This window comes from Aeromonas sobria (assembly GCF_006243315.1).
Classification (GTDB): domain Bacteria; phylum Pseudomonadota; class Gammaproteobacteria; order Enterobacterales; family Aeromonadaceae; genus Aeromonas; species Aeromonas sobria_A.
The window spans coordinates 24,248-42,184 of record NZ_NKWE01000032.1 but is presented as its reverse complement, the minus strand read 5'-3'; the positions used below and the strand labels follow the sequence as shown (position 1 = coordinate 42,184).

At 58.4% G+C, this 17,937-nt stretch carries 17 protein-coding genes and 1 pseudogene; 6 read left to right on the top strand and 12 right to left on the bottom strand.

The window, feature by feature from the left end:
- Together CF137_RS11105 and asd are read left to right on the top strand one after the other, a co-directional pair.
- On the top strand, positions 1-1,247 hold a 1,247-nt coding region (locus CF137_RS11105), incomplete at its 5' end, for a D-amino acid dehydrogenase (RefSeq protein ID WP_139719029.1).
- Between the two features lie 363 nt (positions 1,248-1,610).
- Positions 1,611-2,723 carry an aspartate-semialdehyde dehydrogenase gene (gene asd, locus CF137_RS11100; RefSeq protein WP_139719028.1) on the top strand — a complete coding sequence of 371 codons (1,113 nt, stop codon included), beginning with the start codon at positions 1,611-1,613 and terminating at the stop codon, positions 2,721-2,723.
- Positions 2,724-2,843: 120 nt separating this feature from the next.
- Here the strand turns inward: asd and CF137_RS11095 are convergent.
- A pseudogene (locus tag CF137_RS11095) lies at positions 2,844-3,058 on the bottom strand (formate dehydrogenase accessory sulfurtransferase FdhD); the annotation flags it as partial.
- Between the two features lie 304 nt (positions 3,059-3,362).
- On the opposite strand from CF137_RS11095, the gene CF137_RS11090 reads away from it, so the two are divergent.
- Positions 3,363-4,103: an NYN domain-containing protein gene (locus CF137_RS11090; RefSeq protein ID WP_139719027.1), complete on the top strand. Its 741-nt coding sequence runs from the start codon at positions 3,363-3,365 to the stop codon at positions 4,101-4,103.
- Between the two features lie 69 nt (positions 4,104-4,172).
- On the opposite strand, the gene sucD is transcribed toward CF137_RS11090, so the two are convergent.
- From sucD to sdhC, 8 genes are all read right to left on the bottom strand, one after another.
- Positions 4,173-5,045 (bottom strand): succinate--CoA ligase subunit alpha, encoded by an 873-nt coding sequence (gene sucD / locus CF137_RS11085; protein WP_033116130.1) that lies wholly within the window; start codon positions 5,043-5,045, stop codon positions 4,173-4,175.
- Positions 5,045-6,211: an ADP-forming succinate--CoA ligase subunit beta gene (sucC, locus tag CF137_RS11080; RefSeq protein ID WP_068978415.1), complete on the bottom strand. Its 1,167-nt coding sequence runs from the start codon at positions 6,209-6,211 to the stop codon at positions 5,045-5,047. Before sucC ends, sucD begins: the two co-directional genes overlap by 1 nt.
- A 116-nt stretch (positions 6,212-6,327) precedes the next feature.
- On the bottom strand, positions 6,328-7,518 hold the full coding sequence (gene odhB, locus CF137_RS11075; protein ID WP_139719026.1) for a 2-oxoglutarate dehydrogenase complex dihydrolipoyllysine-residue succinyltransferase: 1,191 nt from the start codon (positions 7,516-7,518) through the stop codon (positions 6,328-6,330).
- A gap of 34 nt (positions 7,519-7,552) precedes the next feature.
- Positions 7,553-10,360, bottom strand: coding sequence for a 2-oxoglutarate dehydrogenase E1 component (gene sucA / locus CF137_RS11070; protein ID WP_139719025.1), 2,808 nt, complete (start codon positions 10,358-10,360; stop codon positions 7,553-7,555).
- A 104-nt stretch (positions 10,361-10,464) separates the two neighbouring features.
- Positions 10,465-11,181 (bottom strand): succinate dehydrogenase iron-sulfur subunit, encoded by a 717-nt coding sequence (locus CF137_RS11065; protein ID WP_042023901.1) that lies wholly within the window; start codon positions 11,179-11,181, stop codon positions 10,465-10,467.
- Positions 11,182-11,311: 130 nt separating this feature from the next.
- Positions 11,312-13,078 carry a succinate dehydrogenase flavoprotein subunit gene (gene sdhA, locus CF137_RS11060; protein ID WP_042023903.1) on the bottom strand — a complete coding sequence of 589 codons (1,767 nt, stop codon included), beginning with the start codon at positions 13,076-13,078 and terminating at the stop codon, positions 11,312-11,314.
- 1 nt (position 13,079) lies between these two features.
- Positions 13,080-13,424 (bottom strand): succinate dehydrogenase, hydrophobic membrane anchor protein, encoded by a 345-nt coding sequence (gene sdhD / locus CF137_RS11055; RefSeq protein ID WP_005333558.1) that lies wholly within the window; start codon positions 13,422-13,424, stop codon positions 13,080-13,082.
- Positions 13,418-13,795, bottom strand: a complete 378-nt coding sequence (sdhC, locus tag CF137_RS11050; RefSeq protein ID WP_021231296.1) for a succinate dehydrogenase cytochrome b556 subunit — start codon at positions 13,793-13,795, stop codon at positions 13,418-13,420. Before sdhC ends, sdhD begins: the two co-directional genes overlap by 7 nt.
- 64 nt (positions 13,796-13,859) lie before the next feature.
- Here sdhC and CF137_RS11045 point away from each other — a divergent pair, with 64 nt between their 5' ends.
- The 3 genes from CF137_RS11045 to CF137_RS11035 all read left to right on the top strand — a co-directional run bounded on the left by CF137_RS11045 (position 13,860) and on the right by CF137_RS11035 (position 15,940).
- On the top strand, positions 13,860-14,060 hold the full coding sequence (locus CF137_RS11045; RefSeq protein ID WP_139244989.1) for a hypothetical protein: 201 nt from the start codon (positions 13,860-13,862) through the stop codon (positions 14,058-14,060).
- A gap of 177 nt (positions 14,061-14,237) precedes the next feature.
- Positions 14,238-15,524, top strand: coding sequence for a citrate synthase (locus CF137_RS11040; RefSeq protein WP_068978418.1), 1,287 nt, complete (start codon positions 14,238-14,240; stop codon positions 15,522-15,524).
- Between the two features lie 95 nt (positions 15,525-15,619).
- Positions 15,620-15,940, top strand: coding sequence for a DUF4377 domain-containing protein (locus CF137_RS11035; protein ID WP_101347060.1), 321 nt, complete (start codon positions 15,620-15,622; stop codon positions 15,938-15,940).
- Between the two features lie 77 nt (positions 15,941-16,017).
- On the opposite strand, the gene CF137_RS11030 is transcribed toward CF137_RS11035, so the two are convergent.
- The 3 genes from CF137_RS11030 to CF137_RS11020 form a co-directional block, all read right to left on the bottom strand.
- On the bottom strand, positions 16,018-16,458 hold the full coding sequence (locus tag CF137_RS11030) for an acetyltransferase (RefSeq protein WP_139719024.1): 441 nt from the start codon (positions 16,456-16,458) through the stop codon (positions 16,018-16,020).
- A 52-nt stretch (positions 16,459-16,510) separates the two neighbouring features.
- Complete coding sequence (locus CF137_RS11025; protein WP_101347059.1) at positions 16,511-16,843, bottom strand: YnfA family protein; 333 nt, start codon at positions 16,841-16,843, stop codon at positions 16,511-16,513.
- Positions 16,844-16,993: 150 nt separating this feature from the next.
- Entirely contained in the window at positions 16,994-17,839 is an 846-nt protein-coding gene (locus tag CF137_RS11020) for a DUF5718 family protein (protein ID WP_101316121.1), read from the bottom strand.
- Between the last annotated feature and the right edge of the window lie 98 nt (positions 17,840-17,937).

The following is a 17,937-nucleotide window of genomic DNA, read 5'->3' as shown; positions in this document are numbered from 1 at the left end:
GTGGCGGCGTGATCGGAGTAACCAGTGCCTGGTATCTGGCCAAGGCGGGGCATCAAGTCACCCTGCTGGAGCGGCAGGGGGGCGTTGCCCTTGAAACCAGCCACGCCAACGCCGGGCAGATATCCCCCGGCTATGCGGCCCCCTGGGCCGCCCCCGGCATCCCCCTCAAGGCCGCCAAGTGGATGCTGCAAAAGCATGCCCCCTTCACGGTACGCCCCACCGCCGACCCCTTCCAGCTGCGCTGGATGCTCAGAATGCTCGCCAACTGCACCCCGACCGCCTATGCCACCAATAAGGGCCGCATGGTGCGCCTCGCCGAATACAGCCGCGACTGCATGAAGGTGCTGCGCGACGAGCTGAGCATCGATTACGAAGGGCGCCAGCTCGGCACTCTGCAGCTGTTTAGAAGCCAATCCCAGCTCGATGCCAGCCAGCGCGATATCGAGGTGCTGGAGGAATACGGCGTCCCCTACCAGTCGCTGGATGCCAGCGGCTGCGAAGCGGCAGAGCCTGCGCTGGCACGAGTGCGCGGCAAAATCGTCGGCGGCCTGCGCCTGCCCGGCGATGAGACCGGCGACTGCTTCCGCTTCACCAAGGCCCTTGCCGTTGAAGCCGAGAAGCTCGGGGTCAAGTTCGTCTTCAACTGCGACATCGACGAGATAGAGCAAGCCCGGGGCCGCGCCGTGGCGGTGCGGGCGGGCGAGCAGCGCTATCGCGCCGATGCCATCGTCTGTGCGCTCGGCAGCTATGCCACCGGTTTTCTGCGCCCGCTGCTGCGCCCACTGGGGCTGGAGCTGCCGGTCTATCCGGTCAAAGGCTACTCCCTCACCCTGCCGATGATCAACGCAGACGCGGCGCCGCGCAGCACTGTGCTCGACGAGACCTACAAGGTGGCCATCACCCGTTTTGACGAGCGGATCCGGGTCGGCGGCATGGCGGAGCTGTCGGGCTACAACCTCGCCCTCAACCCGAGACGCCACGACACCCTGGCGATGGTGGTCGCCGATCTCTTCCCCGAAGGGGGCGATATCAGCAAGGCCGAGTTCTGGACCGGCCTGCGCCCCATGACGCCGGATGGCACCCCGCTGGTGGGGCCGAGCCCCATTCCCGGCCTCTGGCTCAATACCGGCCACGGCACATTGGGCTGGACCATGGCGGCCGGTTCGGGTCAGCTGTTGTGCGATCTGATCAGCGGCAGCGATCCCGCCATCAGCGACGAGGGGCTCACCCTGGCCCGTTACGGCTAAGCGCCACGCTGTCGGGCTATTGCACTTGCCAACTGCGCCCCTCGGTTAAGCACGAGACGAGTGACGCCACCCGCTTTATTGACAGGCCACCGCCATAAACGGTGGCCTTTTCGTCTGATGTTGACCTTCTCCCTGCCCACCTGACGCAGCGGAGTTGTGGCTGCCGGTTAATGCAGCAAACGGCACAGAATATTGCGCAATTCGACTTGCGCAAGCCGCCACAATCCGTAATGTGGACAGACGCATTTTTCGCAGCGCATATTTTTTAAATGGCCTGTAAACCGCTTGTAAACAGGCGTCGCCAGACAAGGGGTTACGGGTGTCACCGCGAGTTTCTTTAGCAGCAATCCAGGGTAGGACAATATGAAAAAAGTAGGTTTGGTCGGTTGGCGTGGCATGGTGGGATCGGTTCTGATGAGCCGGATGCAGGAAGAGCAGGATTTCGCCCATATTCAACCCACATTCTTCACCACCTCCCAGGCCGGTGAGGCCGCTCCCAACTTCGGCGTCGATGCCGGTACTCTGCAAGACGCCTTCGATATCGAGGCGCTGGCCAAGCAGGATATCATCATCACCGCCCAAGGCGGCGACTACACCAAGGATGTCTATCCACGTCTGAAAGCCGCTGGCTGGCAGGGTTACTGGATTGACGCCGCCTCCTCCCTGAGAATGGAGAAAGACGCCGTCATCATTCTGGATCCGGTCAACGGCGACGTGATTGAGCATGCCCTGAACGATGGCATCAAGACCTTCGTTGGCGGCAACTGCACCGTCAGCCTGATGCTGCTGGCCCTCGGTGGCCTGTTCAAGGCCGATCTGGTGGAGTGGATCAGCGTGGCCACCTATCAGGCGGCCTCCGGTGGCGGTGCCCGCCATATGCGCGAGCTGGTCACCCAGATGGGTATGCTGCGTGACGAAGTGGCGGTCGAGCTGGCCGACCCTGCCTCCGCCATCCTCGACATCGAGCGCAAGATCACCGAAAAAACCCGCTCCGGCACCCTGCCGGTGGACAACTTCGGCGTGCCGCTGGCCGGTGGCCTCATCCCCTGGATCGACACCAAACTCGACAACGGCCAAAGCCGTGAAGAGTGGAAGGGTCAGGCCGAGACCAACAAGATCCTCGGTATCGAAAACGCCGTTATTCCGGTGGATGGTCTCTGTGTGCGGATCGGCGCCCTGCGCTGCCACAGCCAGGCGTTCACCATCAAGCTGAAAAAGGATGTGCCGCTGGCCGAGATCGAAGCCCTGCTGGCTGCTCACAACGACTGGGTGAAAGTGATCCCCAACGATCGCGACATCACCGCCCGCGAGCTGACTCCGGCGGCCGTCACCGGCACCCTCAGCATTCCGGTCGGTCGTCTGCGCAAACTCAATATGGGCCCTGAGTATCTGGCCGCCTTTACCGTGGGTGACCAGCTGCTGTGGGGCGCCGCCGAGCCGCTGCGCCGCATGCTGCGTATCCTGCTGGCCCGTTAATCCGCCAGCCAGAGGCCGAAACAACAAGGGCGGGGAGTCACACTCCCCGCCCTTTTTCTTTATCTCATTTTTGCCTGCCCTCTCTGCCCGTGGAGTAGGCCCGTGGTCGTGGCCTTGCAGTCACTTAAACAAAATGCGCTTGCAGCCACTGTTGATCTCGGCCCGCCCGGGACGACAAAAGCCCACCAGAATCAGCCCGGTCTGCTCGGCCCGCTCGGCCCGCTGGACCGCCAGTTCAGTGACGACAGAGATGGCGAGCAAGATATCCCCCCTGCGCTGACGCACTTTTGCCCCATCTCGAAGCTGGCGCAGCTGGTCACCAGAATGGCGCCGTCATAGGGAAAGGGAATGTGGGACAGCCACCTTTTAGGACACTTAATAACCTGACCACAAATCATGCCAAAATATCCAACACTGACTCCAACCATTTCTTGTCTGCAGTGGTGTACCAGATTTCTGTTGATTTCGCTCTTTTAATGAGACCAAACAATACAATTGACCAGCCATCACAGATTGCGGCTAACATCTATGGCAAACTAAAAACTCGTTCGTCAGAATACGCATCGCTATTCGAACCTACGACTTAACTATGTAATGGAATCACTGTTAATGAAGTAATTAAATGGCACGGAGGCTTTAGTGAAAGATAAAGAAAAAATCGCAGTTTTTATTGATGCAGATAACGCGCCTGCAGGTAAGATAGATATCGTTTTATCAGAATTAGCTCGATACGGTGTTGTTAACATTCGAAAAGCATATGGCAACTGGAAAAATCCAAACCTGAAACCTTGGGAAGATGTACTACACGATTATGCTATACAACCCGTGCAACAATTCGATCTAACAAAAGGTAAGAATGCCACAGACATGGCATTAGTCATTGATGTAATGGACGTCTTATACACAAAAGACATTGATGTAATATGCCTTGTGTCATCGGATTGTGATTTCACACCTTTAGTTACCAGAACGCTTGCTGATGGCAAGTTCGTTATTGGATTTGGAGAGCGGAAAGCACCATTACCATTTGTTAATAGTTGCTCTCGATTTTTGTATCTGGATGCAGAACCAGTTTTGGAACAACCAATTCAAAAGCAAAGTAAGAATATAAAAGGTGACACGAAGCTCATCAATCTGCTCCGACAAGCAATAGAGGCGGTTGAAGAAGACGATGGCTGGGCTACGCTTGGTGAAATTGGAAACCACATATCTAACCATGCATCATTTGACCAACGAAATTATGGATTTAGGAAACTCAGTGATCTATTTCAATCTATAGACCTTTTTGAAATGAAAAAAACAAATGGTTCGGTCATGTGGGTTAGAGATAAAAAGAGAGCGAAGAGCATAAACAAATTAAAACAAACGACACCAGCCTAAACCCAATATTCTGTATAAAAATGCCGCCCATCGGGCGGCATTTTATTAGAGATAACGGGCTAAATAGAATTACCAGCCGGTCACTTCGCGCAGAGCCTTGCCGATATCGGCCAGAGAGCGGACGGTTTTCACACCGGCATCTTCCAGCGCAGCAAACTTGTCGGCGGCGGTACCCTTGCCACCGGAGATAATGGCGCCAGCGTGGCCCATCCGCTTGCCGGGAGGTGCAGTAACACCGGCGATATAGGAGACCACCGGCTTGGTGACGTGGGCCTTGATATAGGCGGCCGCGTCTTCCTCGGCGTTGCCGCCGATCTCGCCGATCATCACGATCGCTTCGGTCTGCGGGTCGTTCTGGAACATCTCCAGAATGTCGATAAAGTTGGAGCCCGGGATGGGGTCGCCACCGATACCGACACAGGTGGACTGGCCAAAGCCCTCGTCAGTGGTCTGCTTGACCGCTTCGTAGGTCAGGGTGCCGGAGCGGGAGACGATGCCCACCTTGCCCGGCTTGTGAATGTGGCCCGGCATGATGCCGATCTTGCACTCACCCGGGGTGATCACGCCCGGGCAGTTGGGGCCGATCATCCGCACGCCGGTCTCTTGCAGCTTCACTTTCACATCCAGCATATCCAGCGTCGGGATACCTTCGGTGATGGTGACGATGAGCTTGATACCCGCGTCGATCGCTTCCAGGATCGCGTCCTTGCAGAACGGAGCCGGAACATAGATGACGGAGGCAGTGGCGCCGGTCGCTTCGACTGCGTCACGGACGGTATTGAACACCGGCAGGCCCAGATGGGTGGTGCCACCCTTGCCTGGCGATACGCCGCCGACCAGCTGGGTGCCGTAAGAGAGCGCCTGCTCGGAGTGGAAAGTACCCTGACCGCCGGTAAAGCCCTGGCAGATGACTCGGGTTTCCTTGTTAATCAGTACGCTCATCAGTTGGCCTCCGCTGCTTTGACGACTTGCTGCGCGGCATCGGTCAGACTCTTGGCCGCAATGATGTTGAGGCCGCTTTCGGCCAGCTTGATACCACCCAGCTCGGCATTGTTGCCTTCCAGACGCACAACCACGGGCACCTTGACCCCCACTTCCTTGACCGCACCTATGATGCCTTCTGCAATCATGTCGCAGCGCACGATGCCGCCGAAGATATTGACCAGCACCGCTTTGACGTTGCTGTCGGAGAGGATGATCTTGAACGCTTCGGTCACCCGCTCCTTGGTGGCGCCACCGCCGACGTCAAGGAAGTTGGCGGGCTTGCCGCCGTGCAGGTTGACGATGTCCATGGTGCCCATGGCCAGACCGGCGCCGTTGACCATGCAGCCGATGTTGCCATCGAGGGCCACATAGTTGAGCTCCCACTGGGCGGCGTGCGCTTCGCGGGGGTCATCCTGTGACGGGTCGTGCATCTCACGCAGCTTGGGCTGACGATAGAGGGCGTTGGCGTCGATGTTGATCTTGCCATCGAGGCAATGCAGGTTGCCCTGCTTGGTGATCACCAGCGGGTTGATTTCCAGCAGCGCGAAATCGCAATCCAGGAACATCTGGCCCAAGCCTAAGAAGATCTTGGTGAACTGCTTGATCTGATCGCCGACCAGACCCAGCTTGAAGGCCAGTTCGCGGGCCTGATAGGCCTGCGGACCCACCAGCGGATCGATGGCCGCCTTGTGGATCAAATGGGGGGTTTCGTGGGCAATCTTCTCGATATCCACGCCACCTTCGGTAGAGGCCATGAAGACCACGCGGCGTGAGCCACGGTCAACCACGGCACCCAGGTAGAGCTCTTTGGCGATGTCGGTGCAAGATTCAACCAGGATCTTGGTGACCGGCTGGCCGCCCGCATCTGTCTGGTAGGTCACCAGATTTTTGCCAAGCCAGTTCTGGGCGAAGGCACGGATCTCATCCTTGCTCTTGGCCACTTTCACGCCGCCCGCTTTACCGCGACCACCGGCGTGCACCTGGCATTTGACGACCCAGATATTGCCGCCAATCTTGTCAGCCGCTTCGGCCGCTTCTTGTGGGGTAGCACAGGCATAACCTTCGGAGACCGGCAGGCCATACTCGGCAAACAGCTTTTTTGCCTGATATTCATGCAGATTCATAGATGCTCTATCCGTGTTGTAGGTATTTCCGTCCGGGGTTGGTGTTTCTCAATCCCCTATGAATGGGGGCCTGGGCGGCCCCTCGTTATCTTTCGTTCGCTCGGGTATTACAGTACTCAGACGTCCAGCAACAGACGGGTTGGATCTTCCAGCAGCTCCTTGACGGAGACCAGGAAGCCGACCGATTCGCGTCCGTCGATGAGACGGTGATCGTAGGAGAGCGCCAGGTACATCATCGGCAGGATCTCGACCTTGCCGTTGACCGCCATCGGGCGATCCTGGATCTTGTGCATCCCCAGAATGGCGCTCTGGGGCGGGTTGATGATCGGGGTGGACATCAGGGAGCCAAACACGCCACCGTTGGTGATGGTGAAGTTGCCGCCAGTCAGTTCATCCACGGTCAGCTTGCCGTCACGGCCCTTGCCCGCCAGATCCTTGATGGCCTTCTCGATGTCCGACAGGCTCATGTTGTCGCAGTCACGCAGCACCGGGGTCACCAGCCCACGCGGGGTGGAGACGGCGATGCTGACGTCGAAGTAGTTGTGGTAAACCACTTCATCGCCATCCAGTGCGGCATTCACCTCCGGATAGCGCTTGAGGGATTCGACCACCGCTTTCACGTAGAAGGACATGAAGCCGAGCTTGATGCCGTGCTTCTTCTCGAAGATCTCGCCGTACTGCTTGCGCAGATCCATGATCGGCTTCATGTTGACCTCGTTGAAGGTGGTCAGCATGGCGGTGGTGTTTTTCGCTTCCAGCAGACGCTCGGCAATGCGCTTGCGCAGACGGGTCATCGGCACCCGCTTGTCGCTGCGACCGCTGAGCGGCGCCACTTTGGCAGCAGGCGCCGCGGCGGTGACCGGTGCGGCAGCAGCAGGCTGGCTCTTCGCCTTGATGTAGGCTTCCACATCTTCCTTGCTGATGCGACCGCCCTTGCCGGTGCCGGTTACCTTGCTCACATCGATGTCATGCTCGCCAATCAGGCGGCGCACCGAGGGGCTCAAGCCATCGGCGCCGTCATCGGCCACCGCTTCAGCCGGTTTCGCTTTGGTCTCTTCACCCGCCACCGGGGCGGCGGTGAGGATGGCAATCAGCTGACGGGACAACACGGTCGCCCCTTCCCCTTGCAGGATCTCCCCCAGCACACCGGCTTGCGGTGCCGGCACTTCCAGCACCACCTTGTCAGTTTCGATGTCGACCAGCACTTCGTCACGGGCGACCAGATCACCGGGCTTCTTGTGCCAGGTGGCGATAGTGGCATCGGCCACTGATTCCGGCAGGTCCGGTACCTTGATCTCGATAGTCATCTAATCAGTTCCTTTTACTTCTATGCCAGAGGCTTTACAGGGTAAGGGCATCTTCCACCAAGGCTTTTTGCTGCTTGGTGTGGACAGACATATAACCAACGGCCGGCGAGGCTGACGCGGGGCGACCGGCATAACGCAGGGTGGCACCGACCGGCAGCACCCCATCGTAGTGGTGGCGGGTGCAGTACCAGGCGCCCTGGTTCTGTGGCTCTTCCTGACACCAGACAAAATCGGTGACATGGCTGTAGTGGGCCAAAATGGCGCGCACTTCCTCTTCCGGGAAGGGGTAGAGCTGCTCAATTCGCACCAGTGCCACATCCTGCTGCTCGGCCTTGCGACGGGCATCGAGCAGGTCGTAGTAGACCTTGCCGGAGCAGAACACCACCCGCTTGACCGCTTGCGGATCCAGCGCGTCGATCTCGCCGATGGCATTCTGGAAGGTGCCTTCCGCCAGCTCTTCGAGCTTGCTCACCGCCAGCGGATGACGCAGCAGGGATTTGGGCGTCATCACGATCAGCGGACGGCGCATCGGGCGCACTACCTGACGACGCAGCATGTGGAATACCTGCGCCGGGGTAGAGGGCACGCACACCTGCATGTTGTGCTGGGCACACATCTGCAAGAAACGCTCGAGACGGGCGGAGGAGTGCTCCGGGCCCTGCCCCTCGTAACCGTGCGGCAGCAGCATGGTCAAGCCACACATCCGGCCCCACTTCTGCTCACCGGAGGAGAGGAACTGATCCACCACCACCTGGGCACAGTTGGCGAAGTCACCGAACTGGGCTTCCCAGATGGTGAGGCCAGCCGGCTCGGCGCTGGCGTAGCCATATTCAAAGGCCAGTACCGCGTTCTCGGTCAGCACCGAGTCGTAAATCTCGAACGGCCCCTGCTCGTCGTGCAGGTTGCACAGCGGGGTGTAGGTGCTGGCATCGGTCTGATTGTGGATCACGGCGTGGCGGTGGAAGAAGGTGCCACGGCCGGAGTCCTCACCGGTGAAACGGATGCGGGATCCCTTGTCCACCAGGGTGGCGTAAGCCAGAGTCTCGGCAAAGCCCCAATCCAGCAGCTTCTCGCCCGCCGCCATCAGACGACGGTCTTCGTAAATTTTTTCAACCTGACGCTGCAGCACATGGGTCGCCGGATACTGGCTCACCCGATCGCCGAGGGATTTGAGGTAATCCAGCGGCAAGGTGCTGTCATAGTGCATCGCCCAGTCGTGACCCAGATAGGGGGTCCAGTCGACGGAGTGCAACTCCATCGGCCGCCACTCTTTGCTCACCCGCTCACCGCGATCCAGGGTATCGCGATAGTCGTTGACCAGGGTGGTGGCCAGCTCCTGACTGACCGCGCCCTCGGCCACCAGCTGATCGGCGTAGATCTTGCGCGGGGTCGGGTGCTGTTTGATCTGCTGGTACATCAATGGCTGGGTCGCGCTCGGCTCGTCCGCTTCGTTGTGGCCGTGACGACGGTAGCAGACCAGCTCGATCACCACGTCGCGCTTGAAGGTGTTGCGGTAATCCAGTGCAATCTGGGTCACCAGCACCACGGCTTCCGGATCATCGCCGTTGACGTGCAAGACTGGCGCCTGCACCGCCTTGGCGATGTCGGTGCAATATTCGGTGGAGCGCAGATCACGATGGTAAGAGGTGGTGAAACCGACCTGGTTGTTGATGACGATCCGCACCGTCCCGCCCACGCCATAAGCACGGGTCTGGGACATGTTGAAGGTTTCGGCCACCACGCCCTGACCGGACATGGCTGAGTCACCGTGAATAGTGATGGGCAGCACGCTGGAGCCATCCTTGTCGCCATGGCGATCCATCCGCGCACGCACCGAACCGATGACCACAGGGTTGACGATCTCGAGGTGGGACGGGTTGAACGCCAGCGCCAGATGCACGTTGCCACCCGGGGTCGCGAAGTCAGAGGAGAAGCCCATGTGGTACTTCACGTCACCGGTACCCCAGGATTCCCCATGCTTGCCAGCGAACTCATCGAACAGATCTTGTGCGCGTTTGCCGAGCACGTTGATCAGCACGTTGAGGCGGCCGCGGTGGGCCATGCCGATGACGGCCTCTTTGCAGCCCTGCTCACCGGCGCGACGGATCAGCTCCTTGAGCATGGGGATCATGGCATCGCCCCCTTCCAGCGAGAAGCGCTTGGCCCCCGGGAACTTGGCGCCCAGATATTTCTCCAACCCTTCGGCGGCGGTCAGGCTCTCGAGGAAGCGGGTCTTCTCTTCGAGGGTGTAGCTCCCCTTCCCTTCAATGGATTCGAGCTTGTCCTGCAGCCAGCGCTTCTCCTCGGTGGAGGTGAGGTGCATATAATCGGCACCTATGCTACTGCAGTAGGTCTTTTTCAGGGAGGCGTAGAGATCACCGAGTACCATGGTCTCGCGACCGATGGCGTAGGAGCCCACATTGAAGGTGGCCTGCATGTCTGCGCCCTGCAGGTTGTGGAATGCGGGGTCCAGCTCGGCAACGGTTTCACGCTGCCACAGGCCCAGCGGGTCCAGATTGGCATTCTGGTGACCACGAAAACGGAAGGCATTGATCAGCTGCAGCACCCGTACCTGCTTGGCATCCACTTGGGGATCGGTAACAGGGGCGCTGTAACGGGAAGGATCCTTGGCCAGACGACGGAAATAATCGCGGACCTGGGAGTGAGGTTGTTCAACCACGTGGCCATTGACCTGGGGCAGCTCGCTAAACAGGCTGCGCCACTCGTCGGACACGGAGTCAGGATTTTCCAGAAAGGATTCGTAAAGATCCTCGATATAGCTAGCATTCGCACCAGCCAGGTGAGATGACTCCAACCAGGCCTTCATCACGCCGTTATGCATTTCTATCCCTTGTACATCTTGTTACTGCTGCGCAGCTTGTAGGGTTCAAAAAGCCATCCTGCCACGGGTGGGATGGCTCTCCAGACGTTGGGCTAGCCCAAAAACTAAACGGCCCGATTGAGCAACATCGACTTGATCTGGCCAATCGCCTTGGTCGGGTTCAAGCCTTTCGGACAGACGTTCACGCAGTTCATGATGCCGTGGCAGCGGAACACGCTAAAGGCGTCGTCCAGATTACCCAATCGTTCGGTGGTCGCGGTGTCGCGGCTGTCTGCCAGCCAGCGGTAGGCTGCGAGCAACCCGGCCGGACCGATGAACTTGTCGGGGTTCCACCAGAAGGAGGGGCACGAAGTGGAGCAGCAGGCACAGAGAATGCACTCGTACAGGCCGTCAAGCTTGGCGCGCTCTTCGGGGGATTGCAGGTGCTCACGCACCGGCGGCAACTTGTCATCGTTGATGAGGAAGGGTTTGACCTTCTCCCACTGGGTGTAGAACTGGGTCATGTCGATCACCAGATCACGGATCACCGGCAGCCCGGGCAAGGGACGCAGTACCACGTTATTGCCCTTCTTCAGCAGATCAGAGAGCGGGGTGATACAGGCAAGACCGTTCTTGCCATTCATGTTGAGACCGTCAGATCCACAGACCCCTTCGCGGCAAGAGCGGCGGAAGGAAAGGGTGGGATCCAGCTCTTTCAACTGGATCAGTGCATCGAGCACCATCATGTCGGAACCTTCAGGAATATCAAGACGATATTCCTTCATATGGGGGACGTTATCAACATCCGGATTGTATCTGTAGACAGAGAATGTGACGTTCATAGGGCTTGGCTCCGCAATCAGTAATACCGCACGTTGGATAAGAGGGAGGGGTGTTCCTCCCCTCTGTTCACAGACCGGCAGATGTCGCGACATACCGAGAATGTGACCTTCATTGTGCTTGTCTCCGTAATCAGTAAGTCCGCACCTTGGGTGGGAACGCTTCACGGGTTTTCGGAGACATGTTGACCGCGCGACGGGTCATGGACTCGGAGTCCGGATGATAGAGGCTGTGGCACAACCAGCTCTCGTCGTCCCGATCCGGGAAGTCAAAGCGGCTATGAGCACCGCGACTCTCGGTACGGAAGTTGGCCGCCACCGCGGTGGCAAACGCCGTCTCCATCAGGTTGTCCAGCTCCAGGCACTCGATGCGCTGGGTGTTGAACTCCTTGGAGGTGTCATCCAGCCGGGCACGCTTGAGGCGCTCGCGAATGAGTTTCAGCTCGGCCAGCCCTTCTGCCATGGCATCACCTTCACGGAACACCGAGAAGTTATTCTGCATGCAGGTCTGCAAATCTTTGCGGATCTGCACCGGGTCTTCCCCGTCACGGCAATTTTCCCAGCGGTTGAAGCGGGCCATGGCGGCGTCGATATCAGACTCTGACGCTTCGCGGCCATGCTCCATCTCGCCCAGGGTGTTGACCAGATACATGCCAGCGGCACGACCGAACACCACCAGATCCAGCAAGGAGTTGCCCCCCAGACGGTTGGCACCGTGCACAGAAACGCAGGCAATCTCGCCCACTGCAAACAGGCCGACTACCGGCACGTCATTGCCATCTTTGTCTTGCGCCAGACACTGGCCATTCACGTTGGTCGGCACGCCGCCCATCATGTAGTGGCAGGTCGGGATGATCGGAATAGGCTCTTTGACCGGATCCACGTGGGCGAAGGTGCGCGACAGCTCGCAGATACCCGGCAGACGGGATTCCAACACCTCTTTGCCGAGGTGATCCAGCTTGAGCTTGATGTGCGGGCCCCAGGGGCCGTCGCAACCACGGCCTTCGCGGATCTCGATCATGATGGAGCGGGCCACCACGTCGCGGCCAGCCAAGTCCTTGGCATTGGGGGCGTAACGCTCCATGAAGCGCTCGCCATCTTTGTTCAGCAGATAACCGCCTTCACCACGGCACCCTTCGGTCACCAGCACCCCGGCCCCAGCGATGCCGGTCGGGTGGAACTGCCAGAACTCCATGTCCTGCACCCCGACCCCGGCGCGCAGCGCCATGCCGACACCGTCGCCAGTGTTGATGTGGGCATTGGTGGTGGACTGGTAGATACGACCGGCGCCGCCGGTGGCCAGCACGGTGGCCTTGGCCTTGAAGTAGACCACTTCGCCGCTCTCCATATCGATGGCGGTACAGCCAACGATGTGACCGTCCTGGTTTTTCACCAGATCCAGCGCATACCACTCGGAGAAGACAGTGGTCTTGCTCTTGACGTTCTGCTGATAAAGGGTGTGCAGCAGGGCGTGACCGGTACGGTCAGCGGCCGCCGCGGTGCGAGCAGCCTGCTCGCCACCAAAATTCTTGGACTGACCACCAAACGGACGCTGGTAGACAGAACCGTTTTCAAAGCGGGAGAAGGGCAGGCCCATGTTCTCCAGCTCGTAGATGGCCTCGGGGCCCGTCTTGCACATGTACTCGATGGCTTCCTGATCACCGATGTAATCGGAACCTTTTACCGTGTCATACATGTGCCACTGCCAGTTGTCGTCGTGGGCATTGCCCAGCGCAACCGTGATCCCGCCCTGAGCGGAAACCGTGTGAGAACGGGTCGGAAAGACCTTGGATAACAGAGCGCAGCTCTTGCCAGACTGGGCAATCGAGAGCGCGGCGCGCATACCGGCACCACCGGCACCAATCACCACAGCATCAAATTCACGAGTTGGAATAGTCACCTTACACACCCCACAGCACGACGAAACCCGTCATCAGATAGACAAACAGCACCACGACCAGAGCAAATTGCAGCGCCCCGCGCAGCCCTACCGGCTTGATATAGTCAGTCAGCACCTGCCACAGACCAATCCAGGCGTGGATCAGTACGCAGAGCAGGGTCAACAGGGTGAATACTTTGGTGAATGTTTTGGCGAAAAAGCCTGCCCACACCTCGTAGGTAATGTCGTTAAACGCGACAAAGCCCACCAGATAGAGCACGTAACAGGTCATGATGAGGGCGGTGGCGCGGATCAGGATGTAATCATGAACGCCGCTGCGCCCGAAGGTTGCAGAATTGGTTACCATACAAGCACTCCCGCCAGTACCGCCAGGATCGCGGTGATCACAAAGGCCACACGGGCACTCTGATTACCGGATTCCAGCTCTTCCCAATAGCCCATATCCATGACCAGATGACGCAAGCCGCCCACAATGTGGTATGCCAGCGCAGTCAGGATCCCCCACAGCACGAGTTTGACCAGGAAGTTGTCCATGATGGCAACTACGGTGGCAAACCCTTCGGGAGAGGCGAGTGAAGTACCAAGCATCCACAGCAAGATGCCCAGTGCCACAAAGGTGATAACCCCTGAAACACGGTGCAAGATGGATGCAATGGCAGTGACAGGAAAGCTGATCGTCTGTAGGTCGAGGTTGACCGGTCTCTGTTTGTTTTTCACGCTTGCCCACTCAGCTCCATTGAGCACGTTAGTTATTGTTTTAACTCACACTTGAGGGCACGGGATGGTGATTGTTGGTTATTTGTTACCAAAACACGCTGAAAAAGCCAAAAATCCAGTTTTCGGTTTCACATCAGGCTTTGCCAACGCGTTTCAAACGCCCACAGCCATGACCCACGTGGCGCAGTATATCGGCGGCTTTAACCGAAGACAATCAAACAGCTACAAAGAAAACACAAAACCGCAAACTGGATCGCATATTTAATTTAACATTTAATTAATGTCGTTAATGGGGTCCCAGCAAAATTGACATTGATAAGGAACTCTGTTTCAAATAAGGCGCTCCAGCCGCCTCGGTATGGGTAACAACCTTTGCCAGCGTCATGAAAGTCGTAATAGAGTAGGACTGGAACCAAATTATAAAGAGCAAAGGAGACGTGCTATGGCTGATAAAATAGCCACCCTACACCTACCCGGAAAAGATCCGGTCGAACTGCCTATTCTCTCTGGTACGATCGGACCGGATGTCATCGATGTCAGAAAATTGGGCGCCCAAGGGTATTTCACCTTCGACCCCGGTTTTATGGCCACCGGTTCTTGCAAATCCGCTATTACCTACATCGACGGCGATCAGGGTGTCTTGCTGCACCGTGGTTTCCCCATCGCCCAACTGGCGATGCAATCGAGCTACCTCGAAGTCTGCTACATCCTGCTCTACGGAGAAGCACCGACCAAGGCACAATATGCCGAGTTCCACCGACTGGTGACCCGTCACACCATGGTGCACGAGCAGATCGCCTTCTTCTTCCGCGGCTTTCGTCGTGACTCCCACCCCATGGCCATCATGTGTGGTGTAGTCAGCGCCCTCTCCGCCTTCTACCACGATGCCCTCGATATCAACAACGAGCAGCACCGCGAGATCTGCGCCTTCCGTCTGCTCTCCAAGATGCCGACCCTGGCCGCCATGTGTTACAAATACTCCATCGGTCAGCCGTTTATGCAGCCCCGTAACGCCCTCTCCTATGCGGGCAACTTCCTGCACATGATGTTTGGCGTGCCGACCGAAGAGTACAAGGTCAACCCCACCGTCGAACGGGCCATGGATCGTATTTTTACCCTCCATGCTGATCACGAGCAGAATGCCTCCACCTCTACCGTCCGTCTGGCTGGCTCCTCCGGTGCCAACCCGTTCGCCTGTATCGCTGCGGGGATCGCCTCCCTGTGGGGCCCGGCTCACGGCGGTGCCAACGAAGCCTGCCTGCGCATGCTGGAAGAGATCGGCTCGGTGGATCGCATTCCCGAGTTCATCGCCAAAGCCAAAGACAAGAACGATCCGTTCCGTCTGATGGGCTTCGGCCACCGGGTCTACAAGAACCACGACCCTCGTGCCCAGGTGATGCGTCAAACCTGTCACGAAGTGCTGACCGAATTGCAGATCAAAGATCCGCTGCTGGATGTCGCCATGGAGCTGGAGCGCATTGCGCTCTCCGACCCCTACTTCGTCGAGAAGAAGCTCTACCCCAACGTGGACTTCTACTCCGGCATCATCATGAAGGCGATCGGGATCCCGATGAGCATGTTCACCGTGATCTTCGCCATCTCTCGGACCATTGGCTGGATTGCCCACTGGAACGAAATGCACTCGGATCCTGACCAGAAGATCGGTCGTCCCCGTCAGCTCTATATCGGCCAGCCACAGCGGGAATTCGTTCCGCTCGAGCAGCGCTAACAGGCTGAATCAACATAATTTGTTACAAAGGCGGTCATTGACCGCCTTTTTGTTTGCCGCTCTAATGCCCCCCTTTCCCTTTGAAGGAGCCCATCATGAAACCACTGTTTATCAGCGCCGCCCTGCTGCTGACCGCCTGCCAGAGCGCACCCGCCCCATCACAGGGGGAGACCCTCTATATCAACAGCCAGCTGGTCGATTGCGTCGGGGTTGGCCCGATGCAATGCATGCAAGTGCGCAGTGACGAACAGCAACCCTGGACCTTCTTCTATCAGCAGATCGAGGGCTTCCAGTTCGAGCCGGGCTACCAGTACCAGCTCAGCGTCAGCAAGGAGCAGCTCACCGATGTACCGGCCGATGCGTCCTCTCTGCGCTATCAGCTGATCAAGGTGGTGAGCAAAGTCGCCAGCAAGTAACAGGCGGGATCAAAAAACGGGGGATGGCACACGCCATCCCCCGTTCGTTTATGGGTACCACTCCTCATCAGGAGCGACTAGCGCATCGCCAGCGCCATATGCAGCAGCGGATAGGGCTTGCCCTGACCATCCAGCGCTGAGCGGCCCGTCACGGTGAACCCCATCTTCAGATAGAAGCCCACCGCCTGTTCGTTCTGCTCGTTGACGTCAACCTGCGTCACACCACCCTGACCGATGGCATGTTCCACCAGCAGACGACCCACACCACCGCCGCGCGCCTCGGGGGCCACAAACAGCATCTCCAGCTTGCCCTCGTGCAATCCGCTAAAGCCCGCAATGTTCCCCTCTTCTGTGCGGGCACAGTGCAGTGCCACCGCATCGAAGTAGTGTTCGAGAATAAGGGGTTTGAGGGCCAGGATCTCGGCCTCTGGCAGGAAGTGGTGGGTGGCCCGCACCGAGGCCTCCCACAGCTCGATAAGGGGGTGATGATCTTCCGCGTTCGCGTATCCAATCTGCATGATGATTTCTCTGTTGAGAGCGAGGCTAGCCCTCAGCGTTTTCCCCATCATCTTATCCATGACGAGGGGCGAACATGATGATAGCCATCCCTATTAAGGCAACGAAAGAGCCGACAAGATCCCACATACTGGGCCGAATACCATCCACTAGCCAGAGCCAGCAAATAGCCACGAAGATGTACACACCACCATAGGCCGCATAGACGCGTCCAGCCGCGGTCGGATGCAACGACAACAACCAGGCAAACAGCATGAGACTCAATGCTGCGGGTAGCAGTAACCAGATGCTGCGACCTTGGGTCAGCCAGAGATATGGCAAATAACAACCAAGGATCTCGAAAAAAGCCGTAACCAGAAACAAGGCTATCGTTTTGAGCTCAAGCATGAACGGCCAGCGCCCCTGAAAAATGGGGAATTCTAAGGCAAGCCACTGGATAAAGTAAGTCGAGCGCTCTATTTGACCATCCATTCAAACAAGCCTCCAGCAACAAACCTGAGCAGTCTGCCCTGCTGGTGCAGGGCAGACTGTGGTTGATTAGCGCGCCTGCACCGCCTGCAGCAATACCGACACATCGGCGCCAAAGCTGCGGGTGCGGATCGCCTCGCGGATATCCGCTTCGCTATAACGGCTGCCCGGATACACCACCACGCAGGCGGTATCGCCCGGTTTGAGGAAGTGGGTCTCGCCAAACGGGGTATAGCGGGTGGCACCGATGCTGATCAGGGCGTGGGGAGGGTGTCCCGCCTGCGCCAGCAGCCCCTGAATGTGCTCTGCCGGGCCCTGGTCCTGCTGATGGTTGAACTTGTCGATGGCCCAGTCGAGCAGCTGACCGTGGAAGTAGCTGTAATCGATGGCGGCGCTGTCTACCCCGTAAGTGTGCAGCTCACCGTCCCGCTCCAGATAGCAGGCGATGCGATAGTCATCGAGTTCGCAACCGGCGGCAAAACTGGAAAGTGGCAGCAGCTTGGCCGCCAGCCCCTTGCTCTCTTCGCCCCAGTTCTTCTTCTCGCTGATCTTCTTGGCGTTGGGACGGCGGATGGAGCAGTCGTTGTAGGCACCAAAGGCGCGGGGATGGATCGCCACCACCTGCTTGTCGGCATACTCCAGCTCGCACCAGAGGGCCACTTCCGGCTCGATCTGCACCTTCTCGTCACCGCTGACCGCCGCCTCCGGCAGGAACACCGCCTTGTCGCTTAAGGGGAACACCCCAAGCTGGCCCGGGTGACCCGGCACGAAGAAGGGGAACAGCGCCTTGGGCGCCGTGGTATCACGCACCACCACCGCTACGAAGTCTGACGCTTCGCCTGCTTGCTCCAGATGACCGGCGAAATTGCCCGCTACCCCGAGTCCGATAAACTTGCTCTCTGCTGCTATCTGCATCTTGCTCACCTGCATCTTGCCCACGTCAGGTAGCAGGCCCATCGCCCACTACCGCTAAAGTGGCAAGATTAAACCACAAGGCCCCTGCGTTCGCCCAG